Origin of the sequence: Maribacter corallii (genome assembly GCF_047345415.1) — a bacterium.
Taxonomy (GTDB): domain Bacteria; phylum Bacteroidota; class Bacteroidia; order Flavobacteriales; family Flavobacteriaceae; genus Maribacter_C.
This window is the reverse complement of sequence record NZ_JBLFEP010000006.1, coordinates 106,454-122,794: the sequence shown is the minus strand read 5'-3', so window position 1 is coordinate 122,794 and position 16,341 is coordinate 106,454. Positions and strand designations below refer to the sequence as shown.

11 protein-coding genes are annotated in these 16,341 nt (G+C 34.0%); 4 read left to right on the top strand and 7 right to left on the bottom strand.

Annotation, left to right across the window (positions count from 1 at the left end; genetic code table 11):
* Positions 1 to 548 precede the first annotated feature (548 nt).
* Positions 549 to 1,802, top strand: a complete 1,254-nt coding sequence (locus ACKWCA_RS20360) for a tyrosine-type recombinase/integrase (RefSeq protein ID WP_413980086.1) — start codon at positions 549 to 551, stop codon at positions 1,800 to 1,802.
* A gap of 58 nt (positions 1,803 to 1,860) precedes the next feature.
* On the opposite strand, the gene ACKWCA_RS20355 is transcribed toward ACKWCA_RS20360, so the two are convergent.
* From ACKWCA_RS20355 to ACKWCA_RS20325, 7 genes are all read right to left on the bottom strand, one after another.
* Complete coding sequence (locus ACKWCA_RS20355) at positions 1,861 to 3,153, bottom strand: HlyD family secretion protein (protein ID WP_413980085.1); 1,293 nt, start codon at positions 3,151 to 3,153, stop codon at positions 1,861 to 1,863.
* Between the two features lie 10 nt (positions 3,154 to 3,163).
* Positions 3,164 to 5,356, bottom strand: a complete 2,193-nt coding sequence (locus ACKWCA_RS20350; protein ID WP_413980084.1) for a peptidase domain-containing ABC transporter — start codon at positions 5,354 to 5,356, stop codon at positions 3,164 to 3,166.
* Positions 5,331 to 6,275: a thiopeptide-type bacteriocin biosynthesis protein gene (locus ACKWCA_RS20345; RefSeq protein WP_413980083.1), complete on the bottom strand. Its 945-nt coding sequence runs from the start codon at positions 6,273 to 6,275 to the stop codon at positions 5,331 to 5,333. The genes ACKWCA_RS20350 and ACKWCA_RS20345 overlap by 26 nt, the downstream gene beginning before the upstream one ends.
* Complete coding sequence (locus tag ACKWCA_RS20340) at positions 6,268 to 8,541, bottom strand: lantibiotic dehydratase family protein (protein WP_413980082.1); 2,274 nt, start codon at positions 8,539 to 8,541, stop codon at positions 6,268 to 6,270. Before ACKWCA_RS20340 ends, ACKWCA_RS20345 begins: the two co-directional genes overlap by 8 nt.
* On the bottom strand, positions 8,523 to 9,731 hold the full coding sequence (locus ACKWCA_RS20335; protein ID WP_413980081.1) for a lanthionine synthetase C family protein: 1,209 nt from the start codon (positions 9,729 to 9,731) through the stop codon (positions 8,523 to 8,525). Before ACKWCA_RS20335 ends, ACKWCA_RS20340 begins: the two co-directional genes overlap by 19 nt.
* Before the next feature lie 82 nt (positions 9,732 to 9,813).
* The gene (locus ACKWCA_RS20330) at positions 9,814 to 11,340 is read right to left on the bottom strand and encodes a carboxypeptidase-like regulatory domain-containing protein (RefSeq protein ID WP_413980080.1); all 1,527 of its coding nucleotides are present in this window, start codon (positions 11,338 to 11,340) and stop codon (positions 9,814 to 9,816) included.
* A gap of 175 nt (positions 11,341 to 11,515) precedes the next feature.
* Positions 11,516 to 11,701, bottom strand: coding sequence for a class I lanthipeptide (locus ACKWCA_RS20325; protein ID WP_413980079.1), 186 nt, complete (start codon positions 11,699 to 11,701; stop codon positions 11,516 to 11,518).
* 233 nt (positions 11,702 to 11,934) lie between these two features.
* Here ACKWCA_RS20325 and ACKWCA_RS20320 point away from each other — a divergent pair, with 233 nt between their 5' ends.
* The 3 genes from ACKWCA_RS20320 (at position 11,935) to ACKWCA_RS20310 (ending at position 16,299) form a co-directional block, all read left to right on the top strand.
* Positions 11,935 to 13,812, top strand: a complete 1,878-nt coding sequence (locus ACKWCA_RS20320) for a helix-turn-helix domain-containing protein (protein WP_413980078.1) — start codon at positions 11,935 to 11,937, stop codon at positions 13,810 to 13,812.
* Positions 13,813 to 13,906: 94 nt separating this feature from the next.
* Positions 13,907 to 14,056, top strand: coding sequence for a hypothetical protein (locus ACKWCA_RS20315; RefSeq protein WP_413980077.1), 150 nt, complete (start codon positions 13,907 to 13,909; stop codon positions 14,054 to 14,056).
* 92 nt (positions 14,057 to 14,148) lie between these two features.
* A complete protein-coding gene (locus tag ACKWCA_RS20310; RefSeq protein ID WP_413980076.1) occupies positions 14,149 to 16,299 on the top strand; it encodes a prolyl oligopeptidase family serine peptidase in 2,151 nt (716 codons plus the stop codon).
* Positions 16,300 to 16,341 lie beyond the last annotated feature (42 nt).

Genomic DNA, 16,341 nt, shown 5'->3' with positions numbered 1-16,341 from the left:
CAAAATAAAAGATTCATTAAAACCGGCTTTGAAGAATATCTAAGTTTCCAAGAAGCAAATTTTAACAAATCAGGTTAAACTATGTTTTATAACATTTTTGTTTAAGGAGATGTTAACTCCTTAAATCCCTATTTATACGACGAAAGTATCCTTTTGGACTACGAAATACATAAAAAAAGACAAAAGATCGATGAATGGTCAAAAACGTTAAGATTTCTTTTAGATTTATCCCTAACGTTATTTTATTCAGAAAAGTATCTCGGTAAAAAAAGATGATTCCTTTTTTTACAAAAAACATGAATCAAAAAAAGCCTCCGATTTCTCGAAGGCCTTTGTTTACGATGTGGGCCCTACTGGATTCGAACCAGTGACCCCCTGCTTGTAAGGCAAATTTTTAGCAATTCATCCGAACATCACATATAATATAAATATCTGTTTTTCAATGTTTTATTAAATTTTTATTATCATTTGATATCATCTAGCATCAACTAAAAGTGTGCAAAAAGTGTGCAATTATTGTCGTATCTTTTTTTAAAGAAATAGAAAAGATGGCTAAAGTAAAACTGATATTGGATACAAGGAAAAGCTCTAAAAAATCAGATGGAACCTACCCTATCTGCATTCGTGTTTTTCATAAAAAACCTCGAATCATTCCATCAAAATATTCCACCACAATGTTAGGTTGGGATGGCATAAATTGCAAGCTTAGGAAATCCGTTGGTATAAACAAAAATTTGGATTGTGACAATATAGGTTTTGAACTTGATGAGATGTTGTATCAGGCTAAAGGAGTATTAAACGAACTTGGGAATAGTATCCACAGGATTTCAATTGACAGACTTCTAGATATCATAAAAGACAAATGGGACTATAACCCTAAATCAGAACTGAAAAAGAAAATTCAAAACGATATCTCCTTAACACAATGGGGAAATGTCCTTATAGCAAGAAAAGAAGCCGCTAACAGAGCAGGGACGGCCAAATGGTATCAAGATGGAATTGCTGCACTGGTAAAATTCAATGGCGGCAAAGATTTAAAACTATATGATATTACAGTAACCTATTTAAAGAATTTCGAAGCCTATCAATTAGGGATGGGAAATTCAATAAATACCATCAGTATTTACTTGAGGGCTATCCGCTCCATTTACAATGCAGCAATTGACGAGGATCAGTTTACCCCTATTAAAGATTCCTTTAAGGTATACAAAATACCTTCTTCTACCCGTACCAAGAAAAGGTCGGTTACCAAGGAGAAAATATCCAATATCAAGAATCTCAAATATGAGCCCAACTCAGCCTTTTGGCACGCTAAAAACTATTTGATGACCATGTTCTATTGCCGTGGTATGAACTTTATTGACCTTGTACAAATTAAGGTTGAACATATCACTGACATGCACCTTTTCTATGGTAGGAGCAAATCCGGGCAGCCCTTTGCTATTAAAATTGTTCCAGAATTGAGGATGATTCTTGACTATTATTTGAAGGATAAAGAACCTAATGATTATTTGTTCCCTACTAATTATGACGGTAGTACCGAAAATTTCCAAAAATACAAGTCCCAACGCAGGAGAATGAACGAAAGGCTCAAGGTAATCGCAAAAGACGCAGGAATAAAAGGGGATTTTACAACATACTATATACGTCATTCTTGGGCCACTATCGCAAAATTTATGGGTATTTCCACAGCTTTAATTAGTGAGAGTTTGGGGCATAGTTCAATTACTACTACAGAAATTTATTTAAGGGATTTTGAGAACGATGTTCTGGATGAAGTTAATGCGAAAGTAGTTTCTTGACCGTAAAATATCACAATACGGACAATTTATTTATTAAATAGATGAAAGGAAGGCATACCTAATTGTCAAACAATTGTTTAAACTGATAGAAGAATCTTTCCAATAGCCTAAGATCTTCGGTAATGATTTCAGCCGTACCCCTCATTTCCTGTTTGAATTCAATCTTTTTGTTATAGGTAGTTACCAAGTTGTTGGGTACGGAAACATCCACAAGGTAAAACCCCTCTTTATCCGGAGAAAGGGAAATGAACTTCACCTTTCCTTTTAGCATTCCAAATTCAGTTTCTGGAAAGCTCTTTAGCTTTAAGTTTACGCTTTGGCCCAATTTGATCTTACCGGAATTCTGAGGTGCTGCTCGAACTTTGGCCAAATAACTCTGGTTATCTTTAGGAATAATAGTAAAAACTAAATCCCCTTTGTTTACAGTTTGAGTATTGCTCCAATAATTAAGGAATGACACCTGTCCCTCGATTTCAGATTTAAGGACAAAACGATCCTCCCAGTCTCGAATGGACTTTTTTAATTGAATAAAAGACTGTAGAACATTCCTCATCAACTTGGCCTCTCCTGTAGTTCTTGAAATTTGAGTGCCCTTAACATCTCTAGCAGCATTAGCTATCGACTGTCTTGTTTGAGAAATTAAATTCCCCAAATCTTTTAATCCTTTTTCAGAATTAAGAATTTCCAGCTGCTTCTTTTCAAAATCTAATTGTGATATAACACCCTTTTTATACAGAGATTCATTACGGTCTAAATCCTTTTTTTTCAGTTTAAATTCCCTAAGATTTAAAGAGTATTGGGACTGCATGTTTTCCAAACGAATTTTTAGCTCATTTAGAGAAGTTTTATTAGCTATTGCTTCGTTATTAAATGGACTTAACGCTTTATTTAAAATGTAGTCACTATAATTATTTTCGAAGGTCGCATAGGCATTTTCAACTTCCCCGAGCAAGAGAATTGGCATCTCATAAATTGGAAAATAAATTTCTTGATTTCTGACATTGATAGTATCCAAAATATACTTTAAATAATAAACATCCTTGGCATTTGCAGAATTATCAAGTATTGCCAGCAATGCATTTTTTTCAACTAGTTGGGAATCCCTAACGAAAATTGTATCTAGCTTACTAGTAGAACCAGCAAATTCCTTCTGTGGTGGCGTTTTTGTGGTCAAAAGAGCTTCTGTCTCTATAACATCTGGATATTTGACAAACCAACTTATGACTACCACTAAAATAATTAACGCCAGGAATAGGGCACTTCCCCAACGAATCATCCAATTTGGCACACGTGTAAGAATCTCTTGTATCTCTTCACTCCTAAGATCTATTTCTTCTAATTTGCTAGACATCCGTTAAATTCTATTTACCCAGTTCCAATTGGTTTTTCACTAATTTGAAATAGCTACCTTTTTTTGAGATTAACTGCTCGTGGTTACCTATTTCAACAATAAGACCCTTGTCCAATACCACGATTTGATCAGCATTCTTAACGGTACTCAAGCGGTGTGCTATTACGACCACAGTTTTATTCGCAAAGAATTTGTTCAATTTTTCCATGATAATCTTTTCATTGTTGGCATCTAATGCCGAAGTTGCTTCGTCAAAAAAAAGATAATCGGGATTTTTATAGACGGCCCTGGCAATGAGCAATCTCTGTTTCTGTCCAGTACTTAGTCCCACACCTTCCATACCGATTTTAGTATTGTAAGAAAGAGGTAGTTCCTCGACAAAATCCTTGATGTTAGCGACATCCACCGCGTAACCTAAACGTTTTTTATCAATGAAGTCAACACCTACTGCTATGTTACTAGCAATTGTATCATTGAAAATGTAATCTTCTTGCATTACTACTCCACATTTTTCTCGCCATACTTTATGTGAAACATTATTCAAGTTATGAGACCCAAGTCTTATCTCACCTTTGTCAGGCGAATAAAACTTCATGAGCATCTTTATCAAGGTTGTTTTGCCGCTACCGCTAACACCAACAATAGCCGTAATTTTTTTTGCAGGTATTCTTAGGCTAAGACCTTCAAATATGGATTTCTCAGAACCTAAATATCGAAAATAAACAGAGTCAATGTTAAAATTCAATAATTCATTGACTTCTATAATTTCATTATTGATTCCTTCGTCTTCATCTTTTTTGTTGTGAATTTCCGATAATCGTTCAAGAGAGATTTTTGCATCTTGTAACTCCCGTACAAATCCTATTAGTTGACTTACAGGCGAATTCAACTGTCCGACGATATATGAAATAGCCAACATCATACCCAAGGTAATATTACCATCAATTACTAATTTGGCAGATAAAACTGTTATCAATATATTTTTGAATTCATTGATAAAACCGGACCCAACGTTTTGATACTGTTCTAGAATAAGTCCTTCAATGGACACTTTAAAGAGTCTTGCCTGCAAGAATTCCCAACCCCAACGTTTTTTTTTCTCAGCGTTGTTGAGTTTAATCGTTTGCATACCATTGATCAATTCAATAACCTTACTCTGTTCTTGGCTAACCTGTGTGAACCTCTTATAATCCAAGTCAGCCCTTTTTTTAAGGAAAATAGCAATCCAAGAGAAGTAAAGCACACTACCGATTAAGAAAATCAAAAAAATATATAGGTTGTAAAACGCTAAAACAATACCAAATATCACCAAATTAAACATTGAAAAAAGTACATTTAAAGAGGAGGTAGTAAGAATACGTTCGATTCTTTTGTGGTCATTAATACGTTGTAATATATCACCGGTCATACGTGTATCAAAAAAAGAAATTGGAAGCTTCATCAATTTTATGAAGAAATCTGAAACCAATGAGATATTAATTCGGGTACTCAAATGTAATAGTATCCAACTACGGATAACCTCAATGGAGGTACGGCCAAGAAACAGTCCTAATTGCGCAAAAAGAATTAAATAAACAAAATTTAAATCTTGATTTTTAATACCAACATCAACAATACTTTGTGTCAAGAATGGAAAAACCAATTGTAAAAGGCTTCCTGCTATTAGGCCAATGACAAGCTGCCAAATAAATTTCTTGTAGCGAAATAAATATTTTGTTAAATAGAAAAGATTAATCTTTTCTGTTTTATCTTCGGTTTTATCTTCAAAAAAGTCTGGGGTAGGTTCTAACAAAAGGGCTATTCCCTCTTGTGACTCAGCCCTTTCAGCACTACCATTCCAAGATTTTAAAAATTCCTTAAGACCGTATTTTAGAAGTCCATAGGCAGGGTCAGAAATAAAAAAAAGTCCATTTTTTATTTTATAAAGAACAACAAAATGATTGTTATTCCAATGCAAAATACAAGGGAGCGGCGCCTCTCTCAATTGCTCCAGTGATATTTTAACTCCTATGGTCCTAAATCCAATAGTTTCCGCGGCATTACCGAGTCCTTTTAAGCTACTACCCAAGCGAATTGTTTCCGCTAACTGTCGAGCTTTCTGAATTGAAATTGACTTACCATAAAACTTGGCAACTATTCGCAGACATGTAGGGCCGCAATCTTTGGAATCAGGTTGTTTATAATGCGGAAATTTTGCTTTCAATTAGGGTTGTATGAGTTGATGTAATTACATTACTATTTTTAGTTCTTGCCATTTTGGACCTGTAATATCTAAATAAAAAATCATAGCTCACCATTTCATTCAATCGGTTTTTAGATTTGAAGAGCCTATTCATCAACATATGTATGTAACTACCTAAGAGACTATTTATTGATATTTTAAGCCTTTCAGATTCAGCCATAAACAAAATCTGCTGTGCGATTTTCTCCAGCTTTTCTCTTTCATCGGACAAAATTTTAAGAATAGGGTAATAGTCGTTTTTTATTTTTCTATCTAATTCAAAGAAGTTTTCAATAGACTTCTTTTCTCTTCTATATTTGGAATCAAGTTGTTTTTTTAATGGCCTAGACATCCCGAATTCTACTCCGAAATCAGTTTTCAATTCCTCAAGTAAAGAAGCCTTCTCTTCCAATTCATAATTAAATGCATTCAAAAGGTTATCAATAGCTCTTAGACCAAAAAGCCATCTTAGCCTCTCTCCTTCATCACCCTCAATGAGGCCCAAGAAGTTTAATATGGATTCACTACTTAAACAGAAAAGCGATTCAGATAAATTTATGGTATTTTCACCATAGCGCTCCATTTCCCTCTGATATGTATCTAGCTGCACTTTCTTTATGAGGTCTTGATTTAAAAAGGCTCCTAGTTCTGAATAAACACTATTTACAACTTTAAAAATATGGGAGCTATCTTTCATCAAAAACCTTACTCTTAAATGATGACTTGGATCTGAATATCGAATAAAAAACCATTTTTCAACTACTTCTTCCATCTTCAATTGGTGCACCACCGGCAAGATAGCTTTTGTTAAAACACTATCTGTTGTTCCTGGCCCACAATATATTTTGTAGTAAACCCATTTACTTCCTAAAATAAATTTTCTTTGCACTTGGCTAGGCATAATTCAGAGTTTCAAGTTCTTTCTTCTTACTATTGTAAAATGTAAATACAAACTGATTGGCGAAACATCTTCCATCATTCATAAGTTGGTTACTTCCATGTAGAAACTCGGAAAGAATAAATTCTTTTCGGTTTTTGACCGTTTCCAAAAGCATTAAGACTGAGGTCATATTTTCCATGTTTATCAATAATTCATTATCCCCTTCTGTCAACAAAGCCATTTTTGGGATACCTCTTCGCAGTCTTAATTGATTAACTCCATCTTTTAACTTCGATATGTCTTCTTTGGAGTCGCACAAAAATTGAATCTCAGTCTTCAGCACCTTCCATCGTGCAACCTTAAGGATAACATTCTTGTATTCAACTCTTGGAAAGAAATCTAATTTTTCAAAAAGAAAACTGTGCCCAAAGTTTATACTCACCCTCAAACCCTGAGTCTGCATGTCACAAAGAAAATGATAAATTGGAAGTGAATTTGCCGAAAAATTATGTGCATTTGTTAAGTGCGGAATTATTTCCTTTTCAAGTTTTTTCGATTTTAAAACTATTCGATTGTTTCTAACTGAAATAAACAAATCTCCCAAGGGTATCTGCTGTTTATAATCTATTTGGGATTTTGATAAGTATGGGATTTCGTACTTCCGAAAATTTGGACGCATTAAAATATTTCCTGCACGTGCTTCTGGCAGATGTACGATTTCTGCTAAAATCCTGTTTGATTCTATACTTTCTTCAAATTCAACAATACGTTTTGTATGACTTGTCAACGCACTTTTTTCATGGCAAAATCTTCCCAAAAGGTTGGCTCCCGAAGACCCGCCAAAGCCTGAAAGTTTTAATTTAATCTTTCCGTCGTCGTCTATCAATTCCGTTATTGTCGACATTGTATTTGGCAAATCGTTCCACCTAATCGGTAAATCTTTAAAATCGTCTTCAACAACGACAATTTTTTTAAGATTCCCATTATAAGCGTCTACTACCTTATCCATTATCCTTTGGTCAATTATGTCCCAATTTATTTTACTAGACTTGTAAGAATCATTTGGGAAAGGCAGTATTAAGTCATCAACCAATGGGTTTATGTCGCCTGAGATTTGATTTTGAACGTATCCTATTCCAGTATCTACATCAAGAACCTGTGACAAAGGCATCTCTCTACTCTCATAAGTTTCAAGAAAAGCATCTTTAAACTTCTCGAGATCGTTATTTGAGTCTGGCTTGGAAATTCTATTTAAAAGACTCATTACATCCTTTAATTCATCCACCATATCATAGGACAATCGGCAATTCAGCATACTTAACTCCATATCGGTCTGAAAAAGATATTTTAATTGAAAGTCTGTATTTTCAGTTTCAATATGATTGCTAATAGATAAATAATCGGAAGGTTGATTTCCCAAATTATTATCTAAATCATTTAAATAAGATTTTAAACTCTTTAAAAAAACAACTTCTTTTTCGCAGTCTTTTTTATATTCAATAGTTTTCAAAATTTGATCAAGTGGCGGAGGACCTGAGACGGAGGGTTCCAACTCGCTTGTTAAAACTTGGCTATCTATGAGTTGTTCTATAAAACTTATAATCTCTTCGATAATGTGGTATTCATCTAAAATTTCATTAGCCAACTCATTTATTTTAGCTCCACTTTTTGCCCTATTCAATATTTTGCGTAGGTAATTTGAATTATCAATTTCTACAATTCGATGTCGTCTTTTATTTTCTTCATAGAAATACTCTACATATCTTACTTTGTCCCCAGAAATATAAAGACTAGAGTTGGGGAAAAACTTAAGTTGAGCTTTAATATGACTTCTTCGGGCGAAAGATTGAGAAAGGGAAACAAGATAATTCATATCCGGTCTGGTAAATCGGGTATGGTTGATATACTTATCCACCGCTACAGTAGTTTCATTTGCAAAAGTTCCAATTCCACATCCGGCAAAGAGTCCAAAAGGCGTACATCTTGACGACATACGGCTAAGGTATTTTAATAGAGAAAGTTTAACCTTCTCTTCTTTCTTATGATCCAAATCATTTTTAATCCATTTTTCAACTTCAAAATAAAGTGTAGGAGAAGCTAAAAAAATTGCCTCTTTAACCACTGGGTCTTTGTATTTTTCAATGATACATTCTTTGGTAATTAAGCATCCTTCTGTTAATGTTTTAAAAAAATTCAACTCTAAGAGAGGAGTTCTGATTACAAAATCTGAAAGCGGTTCATATGGGTTTATATTCATTGATTTTGGTATTAGCAGAGCAACAAGCATTCACTCCAATTATTTTTTTCATCTGACAAATAATCTATAATACATAGACCAATACCGCTAACACCTTCTAAAACATTTAATTCGAATCGCCATTCCAAATCCTTGCCTTGCCATTGAAGGTAGGGTTCTTTAGGGTTATCTGTACATTTCGACAATCCGTCGTTAATCCAAAAATCCATGGCCTCTCGAAATTTAGATGATGGATGTTGATTATTAATTTCATTAAAAAACAGAAAATTCCCAAAGGAGCCATGACATATTCCGGCATCGATTACCCTTGTATTAGATGCATCTACTCTTTTTGCACTTTCTTCAAGAATTTCCAGTGCTTGTTTTTCCAATTCGTTATTTTCAATTTCCATCGCTGCTAATTCCAATGATTTACCAATTCCCAAATCACCATAACACCAAGCTAATCGGCTATCATATTCGGGAATAGAGTCTTCTTCTATCCAGCTTGGAAATAATGAAACACATTCTTTGTTTGATTTGTTATAAAAGTCAACAATGAAATTACTGGCTCCTCGTAGCAAAATGTTGCAATCATTTTTTAATGAGGGAATAGTAGCCATGCGAACTAAAAAATTGATGATTCCAGCCATACCATGAGCTAGGCTCAAATTGCAACCTTTATTACCAACTCTTGCATCTAAAGTTGACTTCCAAAAAATTGTGTTGTTTTCAAAAAGGGCATTCTCCTTAATACCATTAATTAATTCTGTGAGACAACTAACATATTGATTTTTTAATCTGTCGTTCTTAGTTCCTTTATATCTTTTTAAAAAATAAAAACCGTATCCGATTGCCCCATGTAAAAAATCTAAGTACTTATTTGACAACTCCTTTCTCATCTGCTGTAGTAAAAGGGTATCCATTGAAGAGAGGATTTCATCAGCCGGCAAATCAAGGAACTCTTGATCATGCAAATGTTGTATTACCCATCCAAAACCTGCCAAACCTCCGCAGTATGGTGAGTTTATGTAACCCTTGTTTATGTTTTCAATACAATCTTCAAGTATTTTCAATCCGTTGTCTGCATAAATGTCTTGATTAAAATACTTTGAGCAATAAAATTGGAAGAGAGCAATTCCAGATTTCCCACCCAACACCCCTATATGGGGTACTTCTTTATATCTATTTGCTGTAATAGTGGCAATTTCATGCAATTGCACTTCTAATCGAATATTCATGCTGTAGAACTAATTATATAATCTAGTTTTTTTCTTATTAAATTCTTTCTCGAAAACGAAATCAAGAAGCCGCTGAATTAATTCAAATTTTAATGGAGAAAAGCTCATACTTTCTAAAATCAGATTTTTCGAAATGGAATATTTTAATCTGAGGAGAGGACTTTATGAAAGTATTCCAGTTGTCATATATCGTTACCCTCAAGTAAGTATGACTATCAAAATCGTCTTTAATGGTTAAATTAAACTGCCAATTACCTTTAATTGCGTCATCTAAAAAGAATTCACTAATATGAGATGGTCTTACAGTTTCATCGCCAAGGTTTGATTGAAAAACTAGATTTTTTGGGTTGACAACTTCTAAATTCAATTGTTTATTGGGATTTACCCATTCAAATACAATGCGAACTGTTCCCTTACCAGTTTTTATAAATTCATTTTCTGGAACGAAAGAATCACTTAACTCGTTTCGTATATCATTCTTATAGTAAAGACTCTCCATTTCATGAAACATTATTTTGCCAATTCCATCATCAAAATCACCTTCACTTTCACTCAAATAAGCACGATACATATTCCATGCTTTGGTTGGTTTTCCAAATTTCAAGAATGCATTTGCCAAATCCCTGTACGAATGAGGATCAGTTGGTGAAAGAACTAGTACTTGGCGATAAAGCTGAATTGCCAGTTCAATATCACTTAACTCTTCATATTCGTAAGCGAGTCGTCTAAGAGCAACAATATCTTTCCCAACACTTTTGACTAATGATCCAACATCTTCCTTTGAACCTAACATGCCATATTTTTTAAGGGTTTTTGGTGTCTCATATGGTATGGCATCTTCTGAAAAAACTTGATTATTCAAATAAACATTTTTTAAAATTTTAGAAGAATTTGATCTGCCGGAAGTCAAATTCGTTTTAACAACAATAACTCCGCCAACACCCCGAGAACCATAAGAATTAGTTCCTGCCAATCCCCTTACTATAAAAACTTCTTTAACATTTTTAATATCTATAGGTGGCGGAAAACCGTCGTAAGTAATTCCATCAACCTCCCATAAAGCATATGTTGCATTACCAATACTACCCGACCCCCTTAATACAACTCCCTCACTAGTTGGTCTAAATCCCGGAGTTTTTCCAGTAAGTGCAGCGACTAAATCTAGGGATGCGGAATTCCTTATTTCAGCACCATCAATATAACTGACCGCAGAACCCATTCCTTCTAGTTTTTTATTACCAAATAAAGAATTAATCTCCTTTGGCTTGGATCTCTTTTTGGATGCATCATTACGTTTTGCCTTAACAACAACCTCCTTTAACTCATTGGGCGACGCTACCAAATTAACCTGAATAGTCTTGTAATTATTGATTTGAATTCTCTTTGTTTTCATCCCCAAATAAGACAAAAGAATTACATCGCCTAGTTTTGCTTCTATATCAAACTTTCCTTTAGAATCACTCTGCGTTCCTCGTTCAGTACCATCAATCAAAACATTAACCTCTGCGAGCGGATAGCCTTGATGCATTACCCTCCCTCTTATGACCTGACATGTGACAACAAAAGGCATCAGTATAAGGAAGTTTATCAATAGAATATTCGTTTTCATTATTCTTTATATAATTGAAATAAGAATTAGATTACAAAAAAATACTAATTCATTTAGTATTACACAATTATTCTCTTAAAGTAAAGTTTTCTTTTTTCATAAATTGAAAGCAACTTTAATCAGAAGTTCTCAATGAGGCCCGGAGTTTAAACTCCGGGCCAAAATAAACCGGTCCCTATTTACACTTACATTGAGATCCTTCATCTTGAGTAGATGTTCCGTTACACTGTCTTTGCAACGAGGCACCTGAACAATCCCACGAGTAACAACCACCTGTTCCTCCGTAAACTTCACCCATGTTTAGGTTTGAAACGCTTTTTTTATTAAGCGTCAACTTACCTGTTAAACTCCTTTTTTTCATAAAACAAATATTTAAATACCAGAAATATTAAATACTTTTATCATCATTCTAAAATTATCATTTAAGACTCAAGCGAATTTTATTAAGTAGCTTAAATGGTGTTTTTTAGTTTAAACTTGACAAAGGGAATTAATAGCCTGCTATAAATGATCCTACTCTATTGAAAGGCTTTTCGGATTCCACCTGTCATTTCGCGATATAGACATTGTGAATTTCATATTGTTTAGTTGCAAATGCAATTAAATGATATCTGTATTCATGAATCAATATTCTTTATTCATGAATTCCGTGCTACGGTTTTTTCATGTTTTTTCCTTTGTTCTTGGGTATTTGATAGGGTTTTACCGATTTTTTTTGCTTTTTTTGACATTCCTCCTCATCTTGAAGACTCACGAAAAAAATCCATGAATATTGGCCTTAGATTTTTGTTGGGAGTTATGCTCCTGTACTGTTTTCCTACTTCAGGACAACAAAGCAAGTCGCAAACCGATTTGGAGTACGCAAAAAGCCTCACTTTTAGAGAAATCACAACTATTATTGGACAAGTATCAGAAGACACCACAATGGTCAAAGCTTATATTGGAGTTTATGTCGATAAGGCCATTAGAGAGAAAGAAGTATTTGAGGAAGCTCATGGGTATACTTTGCTATCCTCTTATGAAAAGGATGAACAATCCAAATTAAATCTTCTAGATAAGGCCATTTCCCTTACGCTCAAACAAGACTCTAAATTTTTTCCGATGCTTCCCTACTTTTATAAGGGAAATTATTATTTAGAAAAAGAGCAATACACCAAGTCGTTAGAAAATTTTATTGAAGCACTTAAACATTCTAGAACAAAGAACAATCTTTCCTATCAATATGCAGCAAAACACAATATTGCAATCATTAAAGGTGAAATTGGTTATTACCAAGAAGCTTTAGAAATTTTCAAGGAATGCTTGGATTTTGAAAAGAATAGGGAAAACTTCAATCCGTATGCATATTCAGAGATACTTTATTTTCTATCAAAGAATTCTATACGTTTAGGATTAATCGATTCTGCGAAAGCACATATTACCGAGGGCCTTTCAAGAACCAAATCTATTTATCCGATGTTGTACAATAAAATTAGTTTAGAGGAAGCTAATTTTTATTTGCACAAGAAAGATTTTGAAAGAGCGAGAAATTCTGTCAAAAGAGTGCTGAAAAACTTAGAGACTTCATCTGCCTCCAAAGATGATAGAACCAAGATACTGGCTCTATATTATCTCGGAAGAATAGAGGAGAAATCGGGTAATCTAAGCCAAGCCGCTAAAGAGTATTTGGCTATGGACTCAATATCTAACGATACAGGATTAAAACCGGCAGAAATAAGAAATGGATATGTATTTCTGATAAATTCTCTTACTGATGAAAATAAAAAATATCAAATTGTCAACAAGACACTTTTGTTTGATAGTATTATATCACAAAACGGAATGGATGTTTCTGCTCGAATATTTAAGGTATTCGACACCCCTGAATTGTTAAATAAAAAGGAGGAATTAATTAATAGTTTGAACGCAGACAAAAAAAGAAATAAAAAGACAATTATCGCGATTTTAAGCCTTCTACTGGTCCTAGGTATAGTTTTGTATTTCCAAATAAGCAATAAATTAAAACTCAAGCAGAAATTTGAAGCATTAATTGTTGAAGATGAAATTAACTCTATTTCTTCATCGAAAAGTGATGAGAAAAAAAGTAACGTTAGAGCGGAGAAAATCCCCGAAACAATTGTGAATCATATTATGGAGGGTTTAAAAAAATTTGAAATCGAAAAAGGTTTTCTCAATAATAATATCACTTCTAAAAGCCTTGCAATTCTTTTGGATACGAATGTTAAGTACCTATCAATTGTAATTAATGATTACAAATCAAAAAGCTTCTCTAATTATTTGAAAGACCTCAGAATTAATTATGCCATTAAGGAATTAAGAGTTAACAAGAAATTGAGAAACCAGTACTCAGTTGAAGGGATTGCTAAAGAAATGGGATTTAATACTTCGGAATCCTTCTCAAAGGCATTTAAAAATAAAACAGGATTAAATCCCTCCTATTATATTAAACAACTGACAAAAAAGGAGGAATGAAGTCCGAATTCATGAATATCGACATTCTTTTTTTCAAGGAAATCAGGAGAAGCCCTATTTTGATAAGAAATTTATAAACCTATAAATGAACAAAATGAAAAAAGATTCAGAACTCGTATTCCAAAAATTTAAGATTGCTAAGCTTCAAAAACCAGGTTTCATATTCGGCGGTTCTAATAGAACCAATGTTGAAGACCCCGAATGTGGAGAACAGGCAACCAAGGATAATTCCTGCGATCCCTGATTAAAATTCCAAGTCTGTGTTGAAAAGCTGTCTATTAAATAGGCAGCTTTACTCTTGAAAATATAAATTATCTTAGTAATATGACTTTCAAATTGAAAACAGTAATTTTTCTCTTTATTCTAATTAATTCCTGCACCAATTTGACGAGTTTCAAAATCAAATATCCGTCTATAGAAAAAAAAGAAAAGACCGAGAACTTTCATGGTCTGACGGTAAGAGACCCCTATAGCAATATTGAGCAGCTAAATGATACGCTGATTCAAACTTGGTTCAAAAATCAAGGGATACTCACTGATTCCATCCTTTCACGAATTAAATCTAAAGATACTTTACTAGAAAAAATGCTATTTCTGGATCGTAGAAGCGAAGAGAAGTTACAGCTTTATCGCCTCAATGGAAATGGATCCTATTTCTATATCAAGCCTAATAAAGAAACTAATTCAAATTCTTTTTATTACCGAGAGCATAAAGACGGTAAAGAAATACTCATTCTTGACCCAGAAAAGTATAAGTCGGATTGGATTATTCAATATTTCAAGGTTAGCTGGGACTTTTCAAAAATAGCATTTTCTTTATCTCCTAAAGGAGAAAAAAAATCTGACCTAATTATTTATGACTTTGAGACCGAAACATTCCTTCCTGAGGTATTAACTGGTCTTAACGCCTCCTTTCTGGGAGGAATTGAATGGTTACCTGATAGTTCTGGTTTTCTATATCTAAATATTCCACACTTCGATTATAGTGACCCAACCTATCTTCTAGAAACCAAAACAAAACTTCACTTTCTAGGAGCTGATCAAAAGGAAGACAAAATCATTTTCTCTGGACAAACCCAACCTAATCTACCTTTTAAAAAAGGAGATTTTCCGATAGTTAAACTAATTAATCCAGACAATCCCCTTTTGATTGGAAAAATAAGTAGCGTAGCCGAGTTTAATAACACGTATTATAAACCTTTTCAAATTGAAAACATTGAAGATACGGAGTGGAAACTTTTATTTTCCGATAAAGAGAAAATAGATCAATTTTTTATCGCGGGTAATAATTTGATTTATCAGACGGCGAAAAACTCTGCCAATTTTAAAATCTGCAAAACTTCACTGGACTCTTTGAACTTTCAAAGTCCAGAAGTTGTTGTCAAAGAAAATGAAAATGAGGTCATCAGTGACTTCGAAGTATTTGATGAAAAGATAATTTATTCGACAATCACAAATGGAGTCAATGCCAATTTATATCTAATTGATAATGGTCAAACAAAGAAAATTAAACTTCCCGAACCGGTAGGAAGTATTCGTATAAGTAAAAGAGGGGAGTTCTTATTGATATCCACTACTGGCTGGCTATCACCTCGGATAACTTATAATTATGACATAAATACCGGCAAATTTACTGACATGGGGCTTGAAGAAATATCCTTTCCCGAATTTAAAGACTTCGTGGTAGAAGAGGTTGAAGTAGAGTCACACGATGGAGTGATGATACCGCTGTCACTTATTTACAAAAATGGAATCGAAAAAAAAGGTAAGAACAATACACTCTTGATTTCATATGGGGCTTACGGTGCCTCCTATAGTCCCAAATTTAGTATTCAAAGGCAAGCTTGGGTTTTGGAAGGAGGAATAGTTGCCATCGCTCATGTTCGAGGTGGAGGAGAAAAAGGAAATGATTGGCATGCCTCCGGTTTCAAAACTACCAAATCAAATACATGGAAAGATGTAATTTCATGTTCAGAATATTTAATAGACCATAATTACACCTCCCCTGAATATCTAGTAAATAGAGGAGTTAGCGCCGGAGGAATTGCTGTTGGCAGATCAATAACAGAAAGACCAGATTTATACGCGGTGGCCATTATGGAATCCCCTTCGTTGAATTTGGTAAGAAGCGAATTTCAGCCAAATGGACCTGCCAATGTTGACGAATTTGGCACAGTAAATGATTCTTTAGAATTTAATGCACTTTTGGAAATGGACTCATATCATCATTTGAAAGAAGATGGCTCTTATCCTTCCGTTATGATAAATGTTGGAATGAAAGATGGTCAAGTAACCCCATGGGATCCCGGTAAATTTATTGCACGCCTTCAAAATATGACGGATACAAAAAATCCAGTACTCATGTCCGTTCAATTTGAGTCTGGTCACGTTGGTGACGGTTCAAGAAGAGGCTTTTTTAGGAATGTCTCGATGCTCTACTCTTTTGCACTTTGGCAACTAGGTCATCCGGACTATCAGTTAGAATAACATACTAGGAATTGTTTTGAAACGCGACGAGAGAGAAAAACT

Coding starts and splice junctions, on each gene's coding strand:
- ACKWCA_RS20360 (WP_413980086.1), top strand. CDS start 549: ATGGCTAAAGTAAAACTGATATTGGATACAAGGAAAAGCTCTAAAAAA.
- ACKWCA_RS20355 (WP_413980085.1), bottom strand. CDS start 3,153: ATGTCTAGCAAATTAGAAGAAATAGATCTTAGGAGTGAAGAGATACAA.
- ACKWCA_RS20345 (WP_413980083.1), bottom strand. CDS start 6,275: ATGCCTAGCCAAGTGCAAAGAAAATTTATTTTAGGAAGTAAATGGGTT.
- ACKWCA_RS20340 (WP_413980082.1), bottom strand. CDS start 8,541: ATGCTTGTTGCTCTGCTAATACCAAAATCAATGAATATAAACCCATAT.
- ACKWCA_RS20335 (WP_413980081.1), bottom strand. CDS start 9,731: ATGAATATTCGATTAGAAGTGCAATTGCATGAAATTGCCACTATTACA.
- ACKWCA_RS20330 (WP_413980080.1), bottom strand. CDS start 11,340: ATGAAAACGAATATTCTATTGATAAACTTCCTTATACTGATGCCTTTT.
- ACKWCA_RS20325 (WP_413980079.1), bottom strand. CDS start 11,701: ATGAAAAAAAGGAGTTTAACAGGTAAGTTGACGCTTAATAAAAAAAGC.
- ACKWCA_RS20320 (WP_413980078.1), top strand. CDS start 11,935: ATGCAATTAAATGATATCTGTATTCATGAATCAATATTCTTTATTCAT.
- ACKWCA_RS20315 (WP_413980077.1), top strand. CDS start 13,907: ATGAAAAAAGATTCAGAACTCGTATTCCAAAAATTTAAGATTGCTAAG.